At 69.5% G+C, this 14,559-nt stretch carries 13 protein-coding genes; 7 read left to right on the top strand and 6 right to left on the bottom strand.

Annotated elements, in window-relative coordinates; genetic code table 11:
- The first annotated feature begins 71 nt into the window (after nucleotides 1-71).
- Nucleotides 72-968: a LysR family transcriptional regulator gene (locus tag JNB_RS11430; protein ID WP_009776625.1), complete on the top strand. Its 897-nt coding sequence runs from the start codon at nucleotides 72-74 to the stop codon at nucleotides 966-968.
- On the opposite strand, the gene JNB_RS11425 is transcribed toward JNB_RS11430, so the two are convergent.
- Together JNB_RS11425 and JNB_RS20500 are read right to left on the bottom strand one after the other, a co-directional pair.
- Nucleotides 960-2,312: a serine hydrolase gene (locus JNB_RS11425; RefSeq protein WP_009776624.1), complete on the bottom strand. Its 1,353-nt coding sequence runs from the start codon at nucleotides 2,310-2,312 to the stop codon at nucleotides 960-962. The two genes, JNB_RS11430 and JNB_RS11425, sit on opposite strands and share 9 nt — an antisense overlap.
- 22 nt (nucleotides 2,313-2,334) lie before the next feature.
- Nucleotides 2,335-2,997 (bottom strand): hypothetical protein, encoded by a 663-nt coding sequence (locus JNB_RS20500; RefSeq protein WP_148232390.1) that lies wholly within the window; start codon nucleotides 2,995-2,997, stop codon nucleotides 2,335-2,337.
- A 271-nt stretch (nucleotides 2,998-3,268) separates the two neighbouring features.
- Here JNB_RS20500 and JNB_RS11415 point away from each other — a divergent pair, with 271 nt between their 5' ends.
- The 4 genes from JNB_RS11415 to JNB_RS11400 all read left to right on the top strand — a co-directional run bounded on the left by JNB_RS11415 (nucleotide 3,269) and on the right by JNB_RS11400 (nucleotide 8,113).
- The gene (locus JNB_RS11415; RefSeq protein WP_202795272.1) at nucleotides 3,269-4,432 is read left to right on the top strand and encodes a thiamine pyrophosphate-dependent dehydrogenase E1 component subunit alpha; all 1,164 of its coding nucleotides are present in this window, start codon (nucleotides 3,269-3,271) and stop codon (nucleotides 4,430-4,432) included.
- A 6-nt stretch (nucleotides 4,433-4,438) separates the two neighbouring features.
- A complete protein-coding gene (locus tag JNB_RS11410; protein WP_009776621.1) occupies nucleotides 4,439-5,425 on the top strand; it encodes an alpha-ketoacid dehydrogenase subunit beta in 987 nt (328 codons plus the stop codon).
- 15 nt (nucleotides 5,426-5,440) lie between these two features.
- Complete coding sequence (locus JNB_RS11405) at nucleotides 5,441-6,847, top strand: dihydrolipoamide acetyltransferase family protein (protein ID WP_009776620.1); 1,407 nt, start codon at nucleotides 5,441-5,443, stop codon at nucleotides 6,845-6,847.
- Between the two features lie 75 nt (nucleotides 6,848-6,922).
- Entirely contained in the window at nucleotides 6,923-8,113 is a 1,191-nt protein-coding gene (locus JNB_RS11400; protein ID WP_009776619.1) for an MFS transporter, read from the top strand.
- Nucleotides 8,114-8,172: 59 nt separating this feature from the next.
- Here JNB_RS11400 and JNB_RS11395 read toward each other — a convergent pair whose 3' ends face one another.
- The 4 genes from JNB_RS11395 to JNB_RS11380 are packed head-to-tail and all read right to left on the bottom strand — an operon-like array spanning nucleotide 8,173 to nucleotide 11,678.
- On the bottom strand, nucleotides 8,173-9,858 hold the full coding sequence (locus tag JNB_RS11395) for an MDR family MFS transporter (RefSeq protein WP_009776618.1): 1,686 nt from the start codon (nucleotides 9,856-9,858) through the stop codon (nucleotides 8,173-8,175).
- A complete protein-coding gene (locus JNB_RS11390) occupies nucleotides 9,855-10,328 on the bottom strand; it encodes a MarR family winged helix-turn-helix transcriptional regulator (protein WP_009776617.1) in 474 nt (157 codons plus the stop codon). Before JNB_RS11390 ends, JNB_RS11395 begins: the two co-directional genes overlap by 4 nt.
- Before the next feature lie 60 nt (nucleotides 10,329-10,388).
- A complete protein-coding gene (locus JNB_RS11385) occupies nucleotides 10,389-11,246 on the bottom strand; it encodes a maleylpyruvate isomerase family mycothiol-dependent enzyme (protein WP_009776616.1) in 858 nt (285 codons plus the stop codon).
- Between the two features lie 9 nt (nucleotides 11,247-11,255).
- Nucleotides 11,256-11,678, bottom strand: a complete 423-nt coding sequence (locus JNB_RS11380; protein WP_009776615.1) for an SRPBCC family protein — start codon at nucleotides 11,676-11,678, stop codon at nucleotides 11,256-11,258.
- 83 nt (nucleotides 11,679-11,761) lie between these two features.
- Here JNB_RS11380 and JNB_RS11375 point away from each other — a divergent pair, with 83 nt between their 5' ends.
- Nucleotides 11,762-13,738, top strand: coding sequence for a cytochrome c oxidase assembly protein (locus JNB_RS11375; protein ID WP_148232389.1), 1,977 nt, complete (start codon nucleotides 11,762-11,764; stop codon nucleotides 13,736-13,738).
- Nucleotides 13,738-14,547, top strand: a complete 810-nt coding sequence (locus JNB_RS11370) for a carbon-nitrogen family hydrolase (RefSeq protein WP_009776613.1) — start codon at nucleotides 13,738-13,740, stop codon at nucleotides 14,545-14,547. The genes JNB_RS11375 and JNB_RS11370 overlap by 1 nt, the downstream gene beginning before the upstream one ends.
- The last annotated feature ends 12 nt before the right edge of the window (nucleotides 14,548-14,559 follow it).

Raw genomic sequence — 14,559 nt, 5'->3', positions numbered from 1 at the left:
GGTCCAGCGTGACCGGCATACATTGCTTCGGTCTACTGAATCTTTCTTGCCTTAGTCCTTAGGCTGACTTCATGGACGTTCGACACCTGGCCCTGCTGCGCGAGCTCGCCGACCGCGGCAGCGTCACGGCGGTGGCGCTCGCGACCCACCGCACCGGTTCAGCCGTGTCACAGCAGCTGCGCACCGCCGAGCGTGACCTCGGTATCCGGCTCGTCGAGCCCGTTGGCCGAGGCCTGCGACTCACTGATGCCGGGCGACTCCTCGCAGACGCCGCCGTCGACGTCGAGACCTCGCTGGCCCGGGTGGAGGCGCGACTCGACGAGTTCCGCGGCCGACCGACCGGGACCGTGCGCATTGCCTCGCTCACGAGCGCGGCGGAGTTCCTCGTGCCACCGGCTCTGGTGCGTCTGGCCGACGAGGGGATCGACCTCGAGCTCAGTGACACGGACGTGTCGGAGGAGGACTACGCGACGCTCGCCGCCGACCACGACGTCGTCATCGGGCACAGCCTGCTCAGTGCTGTTCCGCGCGGAGCCGAGCACCTCGCCCGCACGGTGCTGGCCCGCGAACCCCTCGACGTGGCCCTGCCCGCCACCCACCTGCTCGCGGCCAAGGACCAGCTCAGCCCCCGGGACGTCGTGGACGAACCGTGGGTCGGGGTGCCCGAGGGCTATCCGTTCGCGACCGTCCTCGACGGGGTCGAGCGCGTCACCGGCCGCCCGGTCAGGGTCGTCCAGCGGGTGCGGGACAACCGGGTTGCCGAGGCCTTCGTGGTGCGCGGGATCGGACTGGCGCTGCTCCCTCGCTTCACCACGCGGCCCCGGGACGGGGTGGTGCTCCGGCCGTTGCGCGGGGTCAATGCCCGCCGGTGGATCGTCGCTCTGTCCCGTCCGGACCGGGCCGAACGAGCCGTCGTGCGCCGCACCGTCTCGACCCTCAAGGACGTCGGGCGAAGCGCGTCAGCGTGAGAGGGCGGCCACGAGAGGCGTAATCGCCGGGTCCTCGCCGGCCAGGTCCGGGCTGAAGCCGAGCCGGACGACGACGAGCTTCTTGCTCGGGACGACATAGACGCGCTGTCCGTCATGGCCCTGCATCGAATAGGTGTCCGCCGTGAGGGTGGGCTCGACGAGGCTGCCGTCCGCGTCGGTGTTGGACCACCAGCCCGCGGCGTAGCCCTTCTCCTCGGTCGTCTTCACCGGTGTGACCTTGGTCGACGAGGCCATCCACCCCTCGGGCAGCAGCCGTTGGCCATTCCACACGCCGTCCTGCAGGGCGAACTGGCCGAGCGCCGCCCAGTCCCGCGGAGTCGCCCAGAGGTAGGAGCTGCACACCGGCGTCCCGACCCCGTCGGTCTCGAGGACGGCCGAGCTGAGGCCGAGCGGTGCGAAGACCTGAGCCGCCGCGAGCTTCGAGGTGGCCTTCGCCTTCGCGCCGAGCACGGAGCAGAGGAGGGTCGTGCTGCCGCTGGAGTACTGCTGATAGGAGCCCGGTGGGTGGGCGAGCTTCTGCGATGCGACGTAGCCAGCCATGTCGGACTCGCCGTAGAGCATCTGGGTGATGGGCGTGCCGAGGTCATAGGTCTCGTCCCACGCCAGGCCACCGGTCATCCGGAGCAGCTGGTCGATCGTGATCGTGGAGCGGTCGTCCTTCCACTCAGGTCGGAGGTGGTCATCGGTGACCTTGACGGTTCCATCGAGGACGAGGCGCCCAGTGATGAGATTGGCGACCGACTTCGTCATCGACCAGCCGAGCTGGGGCGTGTCCCTGGTGAAGCCGTCGGCGTAGCGCTCGCCGATGATCGCGCCGTCGCGGACCACGACCACGGCCCGAGTGCCGAGCCGCTCCTTCGCTGCTGGAGCGAGCTCGTTGCCGAACGCTGCATCGATGAGCTGATCCATACCCGCGTCAGAGGCGATTCTCGTTCCGGGCAACGCATTGGCCCCGAGGGCGTTGGCCGCCATGGCCGCGGGAGCCGGGCCGGGGGTGGCCACCTCGGGCTTGCCGCCCACCGTGCACCCGGTCTCGGGCGAGTAAGCCGCCTCCTGTCCCGCGAGCAGTCCCTTGATCGAGGTCTTCGCACTCTTCGCGCCGTCGTCGATGCCTGTCGACAGGTAGGGCACGAGCGGGTTCGGCGGCAGGTCGGTCTCGGGGTTCGAGCGGTGGGCGATGAACGCCAGAGCGCACGCGTTGTGCGCGGCATACCCCGTCCCGGTGCGCAGCAGCGGACGTTCGTACCAGTAGCCGCCGATCGCGGCCAGGACGATCAGGGCGAGCAGTCCGGCGAGGACTCGGGGCCAGCGGCGGCGACGCATGCTCGGACGCTACCGCCCACGGTCAACTGGCGGGCGAGACCTTCGAAACCTCGAAGAGCGGACCCTGCTGGCAGGTTGACATCGTGGTGGCGCTCCGCTGCCCCGTCACCGTGACGCGTCCGTTCGGCACCGTGACGGAGCCGATGAGGACGAAGGTGCCCTGATCGGTGGTGAGCACCCGGCACCCGGCCTCGACACCATCGGCGACGGTGCCCGTCAGGGTGACCGCCTGACCCGGGGAGCTCCCGCTCGGCAGCGGGACTGACTCCTGCTCCTCCCGCACGGTGACATCGGTGACGTGGAAGGGCAGTGCGTCGGAACAGGTCGGGTCCAGGCTGTCCATCGCGACCCCTTGGATCACGTATGCCGTCCCGCCGATGAGGCTCTTCGTCTCACCGATGAGGACCCATCGGTGGGCGTCCCGGTCGTTCTTGAACACGATGCAGCCGTCCTTGATCGACGTCACCCGCCCGGACATCACCGTCGGTCGGGCCCGCCCGTTCGAGGGCATGGACGCGGTCGGCGAGCCCGATGCGCTGGGACTGGCCGACACCGTCGCGCCGGGGCTCTGCGTCGCACCCGCCCCACCCCCCGACTCTCCCGAACCACACGAGGACAGGAGGGCAACAGCGCACAGTGCGCTCACGGCATACCCGGTCGTTCGGTGGCCCACGGAAGTTCGCATACGCATGAACCTAGGACGCCGCGAGGCCCGGAAGGGTTCCGTGGCCAGTGCGTTTGGGAGGCAGCGCCACCCTCGCGGTACGGTTTGGCCCAGCAGGCTTGGTGAGCCCCCTCACACCCCGAGGACCTCGCCAGACACCGCCGTCCGGGCCGCGCGTGCACGAGCGTGTGGAGCCGGCGGCCCGAACCGGGCGTCGCCACCAATGGCGCCCCAGGGAACAGGAGTGCCCGTGAGCGACATTGACGTCGCTGCAACGCCGCCCGTCGGCGGAATGGACCACCACGTGTCAGTGGATCCCGCAGCAGTAGAGCCCCGCGCAGCCGCCGATGGTGGCCCCGACATGGTCCAGCTCCTCACCCCTGAGGGTGAGCGCATTCCCCATGCTGAGTACGACGAGATCGTTGACGCCCTGAGTCACGATGACCTGCGCGGCCTGTATCGCGACCTGGTCCTCGTCCGCCGCTTCGACCTCGAGGCGACCTCGCTCCAGCGTCAGGGTGAGCTCGGCCTGTGGGCCTCGCTCCTCGGCCAGGAAGCCGCCCAGATCGGCGCCGGCCGCGCGATGCGCAAGCAGGACCACGCCTTCCCCGGCTACCGCGAGCACGGTCTGGCCTGGGCCCGCGGCCTCGACCCGATGCGCCTCATCGCGATGTACCGCGGTGTCGACAAGGGCGCCTGGGACCCGGCCGAGTTCGGCTTCCACAGCTACACCATCGTCATCGGCAACCAGAGCCTCCTCGGCACCGGCTACGCCATGGGCATCCAGCGCGACGGTGCCGTGGGCACGGGTGACGACGCGCGCGACGCCGCCGTCATCGCCTGCATGGGCGACGGCGCGACCGCGCAGGGCGACAACAACGAGGCGTTCGTCTTCGCCGGTGTCTACAACAGCCCGGTCGTCTTCTTCTGCCAGAACAACCAGTGGGCCATCTCGGAGCCCAACGCCCGCCAGACCCGCGCACCGATCTACAAGCGCGCCGACGGCTTCGGCTTCCCGGGCATCCGGGTCGACGGCAACGACGTTCTTGCCTCGTATGCCGTGACGACCGCGATGCTCGACCGTGCCCGTTCCGGTGATGGGCCTTCCTTGATCGAGGCCTTCACCTATCGGATGGCCGCGCACACGACCTCGGACGACCCCACCAAGTACCGCATCTCGGCCGAGGTCGAGATCTGGAAGCTGCGCGACCCGATCGCCCGCTACAAGCGTTGGCTGGCCCACGAGGGCATCGCCGACGCCGAGTTCTTCGACGCCATCGAGCAGGAGGCCGACGAGCTGGGCGAGCACGTGCGCGCCGCCACCGTCGGCATGGCGGACCCCGAGGTCGGCGACATCTTCGACCAGGTCTACGTCGAGCCGCACCAGCAGGTCGCGGATGACAAGGCGACCTTCACGGCATACCAAGCGTCCTTCGAGACCGCGGAAGGTGCGTGACCGACCATGGCAACTCAAAAATCCACGATCGCCAAGGCCCTCAACGCCGGCCTGCGCAAGGCCATGGAGAACGACCCCAAGGTCATCCTCCAGGGCGAGGACATCGGCAAGCTCGGCGGCGTCTTCCGCATCACCGAGCACCTCCAGAAGGACTTCGGCGAGGACCGTGTCATCGACACCCCGCTCGCCGAGTCCGGGATCATGGGCACCGCGATCGGCCTGGCGCTGCGCGGCTACCGGCCCGTCGTCGAGATCCAGTTCGACGGCTTCGTCTATCCGGCCTTTGACCAGATCGTCTCCCAGCTGTCCAAGCTGCACTCGCGCTCGCGCGGCGCCATCAAGGTGCCCGTCGTCGTCCGCATCCCCATGGGTGGTGGCATCGGCGCGGTCGAGCACCACAGTGAGTCCAACGAGGCCTACTTCGCGCACACCCTCGGGCTGCGCGTGGTGTTCTGCTCCAACCCGGAGGACGCCTACTGGATGATCCAGCAGGCCATCGAGTGCGACGACCCGGTGATCTTCTACGAGCCCAAGCGGCGCTATCACGAGAAGGGTGAGGTCGACTTCGACGCACCCGCCGCGTCCCGCGACCTGTTCTCGGCGCACGTGGTCCGCGAGGGCACCGACGTGACCGTGGCCTGCTGGGGCCCGATGGTCAAGGTCTGCCTCGACGCGGCTGCGGCCGCCGAGGCGGAGGGACGCTCGCTCGAGGTCATCGACCTGCGCTCGATCAGCCCGCTCGACATCGAGGCCATCACGCGGTCGGTCGAGAAGACCGGCCGTCTCGTCGTCGCCCAGGAGGCGCCGTCGTTCGTGTCGGTCGGCTCCGAGATCGCCGCCATGGTGACGGAGCGTTGCTTCTACTCCCTCGAGGCGCCGGTCATCCGGGTCGCGGGCTGGAACACGCCCTACCCGGCATCGAAGCTCGAAGAGCTCTACCTGCCCGATCTCGACCGCGTGCTCGACGGTGTCGACCGCGCGCTCGCCTACTGAGAGTTTGAGGACGCAATGGGTGTGAAGCACTTCAACCTCCCCGACCCCGGTGAGGGTCTGCTCGAGGCCGAGATCGTCACGTGGAACGTTGCCGTCGGCGACACCGTCAAGGTCAACGACATCGTCGTCGAGATCGAGACGGCCAAGTCGCTCGTCGAGCTGCCCATCCCGTGGGCCGGCACGGTGTCGGCACTGCACGTGAACGTCGGCGACGAGGTCCAGGTCGGCACGCCGATCATCTCCATCGACGACGGGCTCGGTGGCGACGCTCCGGCCGAATCTCCCTCTGCCGAGCCTGTGTCCGCCGCTGCGGACGAGGCCGAGGAGGAGCCGGTCAAGACGCTCGTCGGCTACGGCCCCAAGGCCGGTGGGACGGCCCGTCGCGCTCGCAAGACCACCGCAGCTCCGGTGGTGGCTGCCCCTGTGGCTGCCGCTCCGGCCCCGGCGCCCGTGCCCGAACCCGTCGCACCGGTGGCCGCACCTGCTCCCGTTGTGTCGGGCGGGAAAGTGCTGGCCAAGCCGCCGGTGCGCAAGCTCGCCAAGGACCTCGGCGTCGATCTTGGCGCCGTCGTGGCCACGGGCGACGGCGGAGTCGTCACCCGGGCAGACCTTGAGGGGTATGCCGCAGGCGCCGCTTCCGCTGCTGCTGCACCTGCCGCTTCGGCCGGGACCGCAGCGGCCCCGGCAGCGGCGTGGGCCGGAGGCGAACGCGAAGTCCGCGTGCCCATCAAGGGTGTGCGCAAGATGGTCGCCCAGGCGATGGTCGGCAGCGCGTTCACGGCGCCGCACGTCACCGAGTGGGTGACCGTCGATGTCACCGCCACGATGGACCTCGTCGCGAAGCTGAAGAAGGATCGCGAGTTCAAGGACGTCAAGGTCACGCCGCTGCTCATCCTCGCCAAGGCGATGATCCTGGCGGCCCGTCGCAACCCCGAGATCAACGCGGCGTGGGACGAGGCGGCGCAGGAGATCGTCCTCAAGAACTACGTCAACCTCGGCATCGCCGCGGCCACCCCGCGGGGGCTCGTCGTCCCCAACATCAAGGACGCCGACCGGCTCAACCTGCGTGAGCTCGCCGAGGGCATCGGAGCCCTCACGGCCACGGCCCGCGAGGGTCGCACGCAGCCGGCCGAGATGGCTGGCGGGACGATCACGATCACCAACATCGGTGTCTTCGGCATCGATGCGGGCACGCCCATCCTCAACCCCGGTGAATCCGCGATCCTGGCGTTCGGCACGATCAGCCGTCGCCCGTGGGTCGTCACCGATGCCGATGGCAACGAGGAGATCGTGCCGCGTTCGGTCACGACGCTCGCGTTGAGCTTCGACCACCGACTCGTCGATGGTGAGCTGGGGTCGCGCTATCTCGCCGACGTCGCCGCGATCCTCGAGGACCCGGCCCGCGCCCTCGTCTGGGGCTGATTCCACAGCACTGGTTGTCCGCTGTCCCGGTGAAGTCGGTTCGGGACAGTGGTGGCCGCGTGTCAGAGTTGGCCCGTGCTCTCGACCTATCGCCCACTGTTGGCCATCCCGGGTGCCTGGCGGTTCCTCGCGGCCAGTGCGTTGTCTCGCGTCGGCGGGGCCATGTTCGGTGTCGCGGTCATCGTCATGGTCGCCACCCGTCGCGACTCCTACGGTCTGGCCGGTGCGGTCTCGGCTGGCGGCATCATCGTCCTGGCCGCGGCCGGCCCCTACATCGGCCGACTCGTCGACAAGCACGGCCAGCGTCGCGCCTCGATGCCGTTCATCCTGATGACCTTCGTCGCCGGTCTGGTCACCGTCGCGCTGTCGGCCGCCGGGGCGCCCGCGTGGACCCTCTTCGTCGGGTATGCCGTGTCGGCCTTCCTTCCCGAGATGGGACCGATGTCCCGCGCACGGTGGGCCCACCTCCTGCGAGATGAGCCGGACGCCCTGCACGCCGCCATGTCCCTGGAGCAGGTCGTCGAGGAGGGCACCTTCGTCCTCGGTCCGGTGCTGGCCGTCCTCGCTGCGACGACGCTCTTCCCAGAGGCGGGGCTGCTCCTCGCCTACATCATCTTCACGGCCGGATCGCTGTTCTTCCTGGCCGAGCGCCGCTCGGAGCCGCCCGTCGTTCCCCACGACGAACGGCCACACGGTCTGGCCATCACGCGCCCGGGAGTTGCCGCGGTGGGGGCCGCCCTCTTCATGGTCGGGTGCGTGTTCGGCGGCAACGAGGTGGTAGCGGTCGCGGTCTCCGACGAGGCTGGTCGCACGGGCATGAGCTCGGTCATCCTCGGCGCCTTCGCCCTCGGTTCTGCCCTGTCGGCCATCGTCTTCGGCACGCGCAAGTTCACCGGCAGCATCGCCAAACGCTTCGTCTGGTGCGCCCTCGCGATGTTCGTCCTCGAGGCTCCGGTGCTCCTCATCGACAACCTGTGGGGCCTCACCGCGATGATGTTCATCGCCGGCTCCGCGACGGCACCCACGCTCATCACGGGAATCACGCTCGCGCAACAGCTCGTCCCGCGGGCCTTCATCACCGAGGGCATCGCCGTGGCGATCACCGGGCTGCTCGTCGGAGTCGCCTCAGGAACGGCACTCAGCGGCATACTCGTCGATTCGTGGGGTGCTCACGAGACGTTCGCACTCCCGGTGACGGCAGCGCTGCTCTCGGCCCTCATCGCCGCGGCCTGGGGCCGCAAGATCGGCCGCGCCATCCGCGCCTGACGCCCGCCCGAACCGGTCCCGAACCCGCCCAGTTGGGGGCGGGTTCGGGACGAAGGCGCTCAGGCCGTGGTCGCGTCCGCTGCTGCAGCGTCGGCGTCGGCGGAGTCGTTGCGCTCCTGATAGGCCGAACCCTTGCGGAGCTCGACCTCGGGCAGGAACCACATGACGATGAAGCCGAGCACCATGACCGCTGCACCGACGAGGAACACGTGGTCCATCGCCTCGCTGAAGCCCATGAGGAACGGCTTGGCCAGTCGCTCGTCGAGGTTGGTGAGGAACGAGCTGTCCTGCAGCACACCGCTGCTCGCGGCCGCCGAACCGGCGCCGCCCGCCTGGGACTCGGCGAGCTGCTTGGCGAAGGCCGCGTTGGCCGGGTCGCGCAGCGCCTGCTGGAACTCCGGGGTGGGGGCCACGGCCTTCATCGCGCCAGCGATCTTGTCCGGGACGAGCGAGAACAGGATGGACAGGAAGACGGCGGTGCCGATGGTGCCACCGATCTGACGGGTGAAGGTCGCGGTCGACGTGGCGACGCCGATCTGCTGCGGCGGCACGGCGTTCTGGACGGCCAGGGTGAGCGGCTGGAAGTTGAAGCCGAGTCCCAGGCCGAAGAAGACCATGACGATCATCGTCTGCCACAACGGGGTGTCGAAGTGGATGTAGTGGAAGACGAACAGCGACACCATGAGCAGCGCGACGCCGATGACCGGGAAGATCCGGTAGCGACCGGTGCGGCTGATGATCTGGCCCGAGACGATCGAGCCCGACATGATGCCGAGCGTCATCGGCAGGAGCAGCAGCCCGGCCTCGGTCGGCGACGCGCCCTTGACGATCTGGAGGTAGAGCGGCAGCGAGGCGAGCCCGCCGAACATCGCGATACCGATGAGGACCGAGGCGCCTGACGCGACACCGACCGTGCGGTTCCTGAACATGGCCAGCGGCAGGATCGCCTCTTCGCCCATGCGGGCCTCCTGCCAGAAGAACGCGGCCGCGGCGAGGACACCGATGGCGTAGCAGGCGATGGCGTTGCCCGAGGTCCAGCCCCACTCGCGACCCTGTTCGGCGACGAGGAGGAGCGGGATGAGCGACACGGAGAGCAGGGCAGCGCCGGTCCAGTCGATGCGGTGGTTGAGCCGGGTGTGGCGCAGGTGCAACGTCTTGGAGACGAGGACGAGGGCGGCGATGCCGATCGGGACGTTCACGAGGAAGACCCAGCGCCATCCGGTGATGCCCAGGATGCTGTCCGTGCCGGCGAGGAACCCGCCGACGACCGGGCCGAGCACCGACGAGGTGCCGAAGACGGCGAGGAAGTAGCCCTGGTACTTCGCGCGCTCACGCGGCGGCACGATGTCGCCGACGATCGCCAGTGCCAACGAGAAGAGGCCACCGGCGCCGAGGCCCTGGATCGCGCGGAACGCCGCGAGCTGGAGCATCGAGGTCGAGAACGTGCAGAGGATCGAGCCGGCGATGAAGATGCTGATGGCCGTGATGAAGAACTTCTTGCGGCCGTAGATGTCGGAGAGCTTGCCGTAGAGCGGCGTGACGATCGTGGCGGTGATGAGGTAGGCCGTCGTCGCCCACGCCTGGTGCTCGAGGCCCTTGAGGTCGTCGGCGATGGTGCGGATCGACGTCGCGACGATCGTCTGGTCGAGTGCGGCGAGGAACATGCCGGACATGAGCCCGACGAGGATCGTGACGATCTGACGGTGCGTCAGGGGCTGGTCCGGTGCGGACGTGGTTGCGGTCATGCGAGGTCCTTCGGTGCGAAGAGTGGGTGGGCCTCGACGTCGTCGGCGAAGCGGGTGAGCAGGGAGTCGAAGGTGGCGAGGTCGGCGTCGGACCAGCCGTCGACGACCTCGGCGAGCCAGGCGTTGCGGCGGGCCCGGACCTCGATGAGCATCTGGCGACCCTCGTCGGTGAGGGTGAGCATCTGGGCGCGGCCGTCGCTGGGGTCAGCGACCTTGGCGACGAGCCCTTGCCCGACGAGCGTCGTGACCTGGCGGCTCACGGTGGAGATGTCGAGGTGGACGCGTTCGGCGATCTCGGACACGCGGCGCGGTTCGTCGCGCAGGTTGAACAGCAGCGGGTAGCCGATCGGGTCGACCTTGGGGTGCAGGCGGGGCGAGCGCTGCTTCACGGCACCCATGAGCTTGAACGAGCGGACGAGTGAGTCTCCGAACTCCTCCCGCGGCTTGAGCGGTTCTGTTGCTTGCGGCATACAAGCAAGTCTGCACCCGAATGCTTGCAGAGCGCAACTGTCCTGCTGGAGGACTTCCGGTCAGGGGGCGATGACGAGGGCGTCGAGGACCCGGCGGGCGACGTCCTCGTCGCCGACGACCGTGTAGTGCGTGTCGGCTGTCGCGATGCGGCCGGCGGCGCGACGGGTTGCCGCCTGCGTCGACAGGGTGATCGTCGTCGCCACCACCGGTGCGTGTTCCGCCGTGTCTTCCGAACCGCCGGAGAACAGGGGTATGCCGTGCGGCTTGCCGTCACGCTCCTCGACCCGCACGCCGGCCCGGCCGATGACCGGCCCGGTGAGGTCGAGGATGACGGCCTCGCCGGGCGGGACCTGGGCCGTGCGTGCCACGGCCCTGGGTAGGGCGGCAAAGAGGGTCTGCACCGTGAGCGCGGCACCGGGGGAGTCGAGGTTGCCGGGGCGACCGATGGCGCCGCGGATGTCCTGCTCGTGGACCCAGAGGTCGAAGACGCGGTTCTGCATCAGGCCGAGCAGGGTGGTCGGGCCGAACGGGCCGAGCGCCGGGTCGTCGGGCGACGTCGTCTCGGCCCCGAGGTGGGCGATCCGGGCGGTCGAGAGGCTGTCGAGCTCTTCGAGGAGCTCCTCGAGGGAGCGGTCCCGCCGGGACTCGAGGAACTTCTCGACCACGGCGCCGAGCCCACTCTTCACGTGGGCGCGACCGCGCACGTCGATGTCGGGGACGGTCTCGCCCTGCACCCACGCCTCGAGGCTGACCACGTGGGCGAACTGGTCCTTCACCGACCAGCCCGGGCAGTCGGTCGCGAGCTCCTCGTCGCCCTCGCGCAGGGAGTGCCCGAGGTCGACGATCGCCTGCACCGTGTGCGAGTAGGCCGCGGTGAGCTCGGCAAGGTCCTGCGGGGCCGTCGTGATCGGAGACATGAAGCGACCCTAGCGAGGGGACGTGGGTGCGGGGTCCTGCGCGAGAGCCTTGACACGGCGCAGCGCCACCCAGAGGACAGGTAGGTATCCCGGGGCCCACCACGGGGCCGACATCTCGACGCGACACCCGCCGTCACGCTCCCGGACGGTGTGCCCGGTCGCTGGCACCCCAGCGACTCGCCAGGACCAGTGACGCACGGCTCCCGTGCCCTGCCAGGCCTCGATCCGGAAGGGGACCGCCGGGCCGGGTGTGGTCCACACCGTTCCCGTGGCACCGGGGCCGATCCGTGGTCCACCACCGTCGATGGCCGCCCGACTCACCGACGGGCCCCAGCGCGGCCACTCGTCGACCCGGATGAGCAGGTTCCAGACGACATCGGCGCTCGCCTCGACGTCGAGTCCCACAGTCAGGGGAGGCGGGGAGAAGTTCATCGCCTCCACTCTGGCACCGATCCGGGTCGGGCGCGGTCGGGGCAGGACCGCGCCGTCCAGCCGCCCTGCCTAGGCTGTCGCACATGAGCACTGCCCCCCTCCCCGCGCGCACACCGTTGGGTCCGGTGGCGGTCGTGACCGTGAGTGGGCTCGTCGTCGCCCTGGTCGCGGCAACGTTGGCGGGTGTCCTGTCCCCACTCGTGCTCGATGACCCCGGGCCCCTGGTGCGTTGGGCGCTGCCCCTGCTGCGCGTCGTCAGCGACCTCTCGTCGGCGGCCACGCTGGGTCTGCTCATCCTCGCGGCGTTCCTCGTGCCGGAGCGCAAGACGACTGAACGCCGCATCCAGGCCTCGCGCCTCGCCGCCGTCACCGGTGTCATCTGGTTCGTGTCGGCCGGCCTCGGAGTCCTGTTCACCTTTGCCTCCCTCGCCGGCCTCGGCCTGGGCAGCCCGGAGCTGGGGCGCCAGTTCCTCACGTTCGTGTGGTCGCTCGAGGTCACCCGCGTCCTGTCCATCTCGACGGGCGTGGCCCTGGTCGTGACCGGTGGCGCCATGATGGCGCGGACGCGTGCGGCCTACGCCTGGTTGGCCGCCCTCGCGCTCGGGGGCATCGTCATCGTCGCCCTCACCGGGCACTCGGCCGGGAGCGCCAGCCACGAGGACGCGGTGAACTCGCTCGGTGTCCACCTCATCGGCGTCACCGTCTGGGTCGGTGGCCTCCTGGCGATCGCCCTGATGCGACCGCGCATCGGCAAGGACCTCGGTGCCACGGTCGCGCGCTACTCCGTGCTGGCCGGTTGGTCGTATGCCGCCGTGGCCATCACGGGTCTGCAGCAGGCGGTCATCCGGCTGGGTTCCCTTGCTGGCCTCAACTCGGCCTATGGCGCGATGATCGTCGCGAAGACCGCGATCATCGTCGTGCTCGGCATCTTCGGTTGGCAGCAGCGCCGACGCGTCATCGCCAGCATCGGTCAGGGTGGCAACGCCTTCTCCCGCCTCGTGCTCGTCGAGCTCGCCCTCATGGCCGCGGCGATGGGACTTGGTGCTGTCCTTGGTCGCACCCCACCGCCCGTGCCCGACGCCGAGCAGTCGCCCAGTGCGGTCCTCGCGATCACCGGTTTCCCCGACCCCGGTCCGATGTCTGCCGCGGACTGGTTCTCCGCGTGGCGGCCGAACTGGCTCATGATCAGCATCGCCGTGCTCGCCGTGGGGCTGTACGTCGCTGGGGTCATGAAGCTCCAACGGCGCGGCGACACGTGGCCGATCCACCGCACGATCCTGTGGACCCTCGGCTGGATCATGTTCGTGTGGGCCACGAGCGGTGCCCCCGACATCTGGGGCCGGGTGCTCTTCTCGGTCCACATGGTCATGCACATGATCGTTGCGATGGTCGTGCCGCTGTTGCTCGTGCCAGCGGCTCCACTCACCCTCGCGCTGCGGGCCCTGCCCTCACGTCAGGACCGCACCTGGGGTCCGCGCGAGGTCATCCTCCAGCTCGTCCACTCGCGGGCACTCAAGGTCGTCGCCAACCCCGTCGTCGCCGCGGTGCTGTTCTTCGGCAGCCTGGCCGCCTTCTACTGGTCGCCGTTGTTCGAGGTGGCACTGACCACCCACTCGGGCCACCTGCTGATGCTGGCCCACTTCTTCATCACCGGGTATCTCTTCACCTGGGTGCTCATCGGCATCGACCCCGGGCCGCCGAAGTGGACCCCTGCGATGCTCCTCGTCATCCTCTTCGTGACGATCTCGTTCCACGCCTTCTTCGGGGTGGCGCTCACCGGCACGAAGTTCGTCCTCGCACCCGGGTTCTTCGAGCAGATCAACCTGCCGTGGGGTCCGCAGCTGCTCGCCGACCAGGAACGTGCCGGCGAGATCGCGTGGGGCTTCGGCGAGGCACCAACCCTCATCCTGGCAATCCTCGTCGCGCGACAATGGTTCAGCCGTGACCGTCAGGAGACGGTGCGACTCGACCGGCAGGCCGACCGCGACGACGACGCGGCGTTGCGTGCCTACAACGCGCGGCTCGGACGCCTCGGCGACGAGACCAAGGAGAGCGACTGATGCGCATCGCGGTCATCCAGCTGGGCTACGGCGACGACGAGTCCATGCCGGAGCGCGTCGAGCGGGTCACCTCCCTCGTGCGCCACGTGGCCGACGACCACCGTCCCAACCTCGTCGTCCTGCCCGAGCTGTGGGGCCCGACCGGCTTCGACTACCGCCGGTGGGAGGGGCTCGCCGAGCCGCTCGACGGCCCATGGGTCACCGCCATGACGGCGCTCGCCGCCGACGCCAGGATCACCCTTCACGCGGGGTCGTTCATCGAGCGTCTGCCCGAACCCGGGCCGGACGGGCACACGCTCGCCAACACCTCAGTCCTCGTGACCGCGAAGGGTGGGCGGACGGCATACCGCAAGATTCACCGGTTCGGTTTCGGCTCGGGTGAACCCAAGCTGCTCGAGGCCGGCACCGACGTCGTCACGACCCAGATCCCTTCCGGCGCAGGCGAATCGATCGCGGTGGGCATGTCCACCTGCTACGACCTGCGCTTCCCGGAGCTCTATCGCCAGCAGCTCGACGCGGGCTCGGAGCTCTACGTCGTGCCGGCCGCGTGGCCCGCCGCCCGGGTCGCCCACTGGAGCCTGCTCGGTCGGGCGAGGGCAGTCGAGGACCAGGCGTTCGTCGTCCAGTGCAACACCGCCGGCACGCACGCTGCCACCGAGATGGGCGGGCACAGCCAGATCGTCGCGCCGACGGGTGAGGTGCTGGCCGAGGCCGGTGCCGACGAAGAGGTCCTCGTCGTCGACATCGACCCGGCGCTCGTCACGAGCACCCGTGAAGGCTTCCCGGTCCTCGCCGACCGCCGCCTCTGACGCGCTCGGCGG

The sequence above is a fragment of the Janibacter sp. HTCC2649 genome (genome assembly GCF_000152705.1).
In the GTDB taxonomy this organism is placed as follows: domain Bacteria; phylum Actinomycetota; class Actinomycetes; order Actinomycetales; family Dermatophilaceae; genus Knoellia.
The sequence above is the reverse complement of the archived record's forward strand: the minus strand, read 5'-3'. Positions and strand labels throughout refer to the sequence as shown.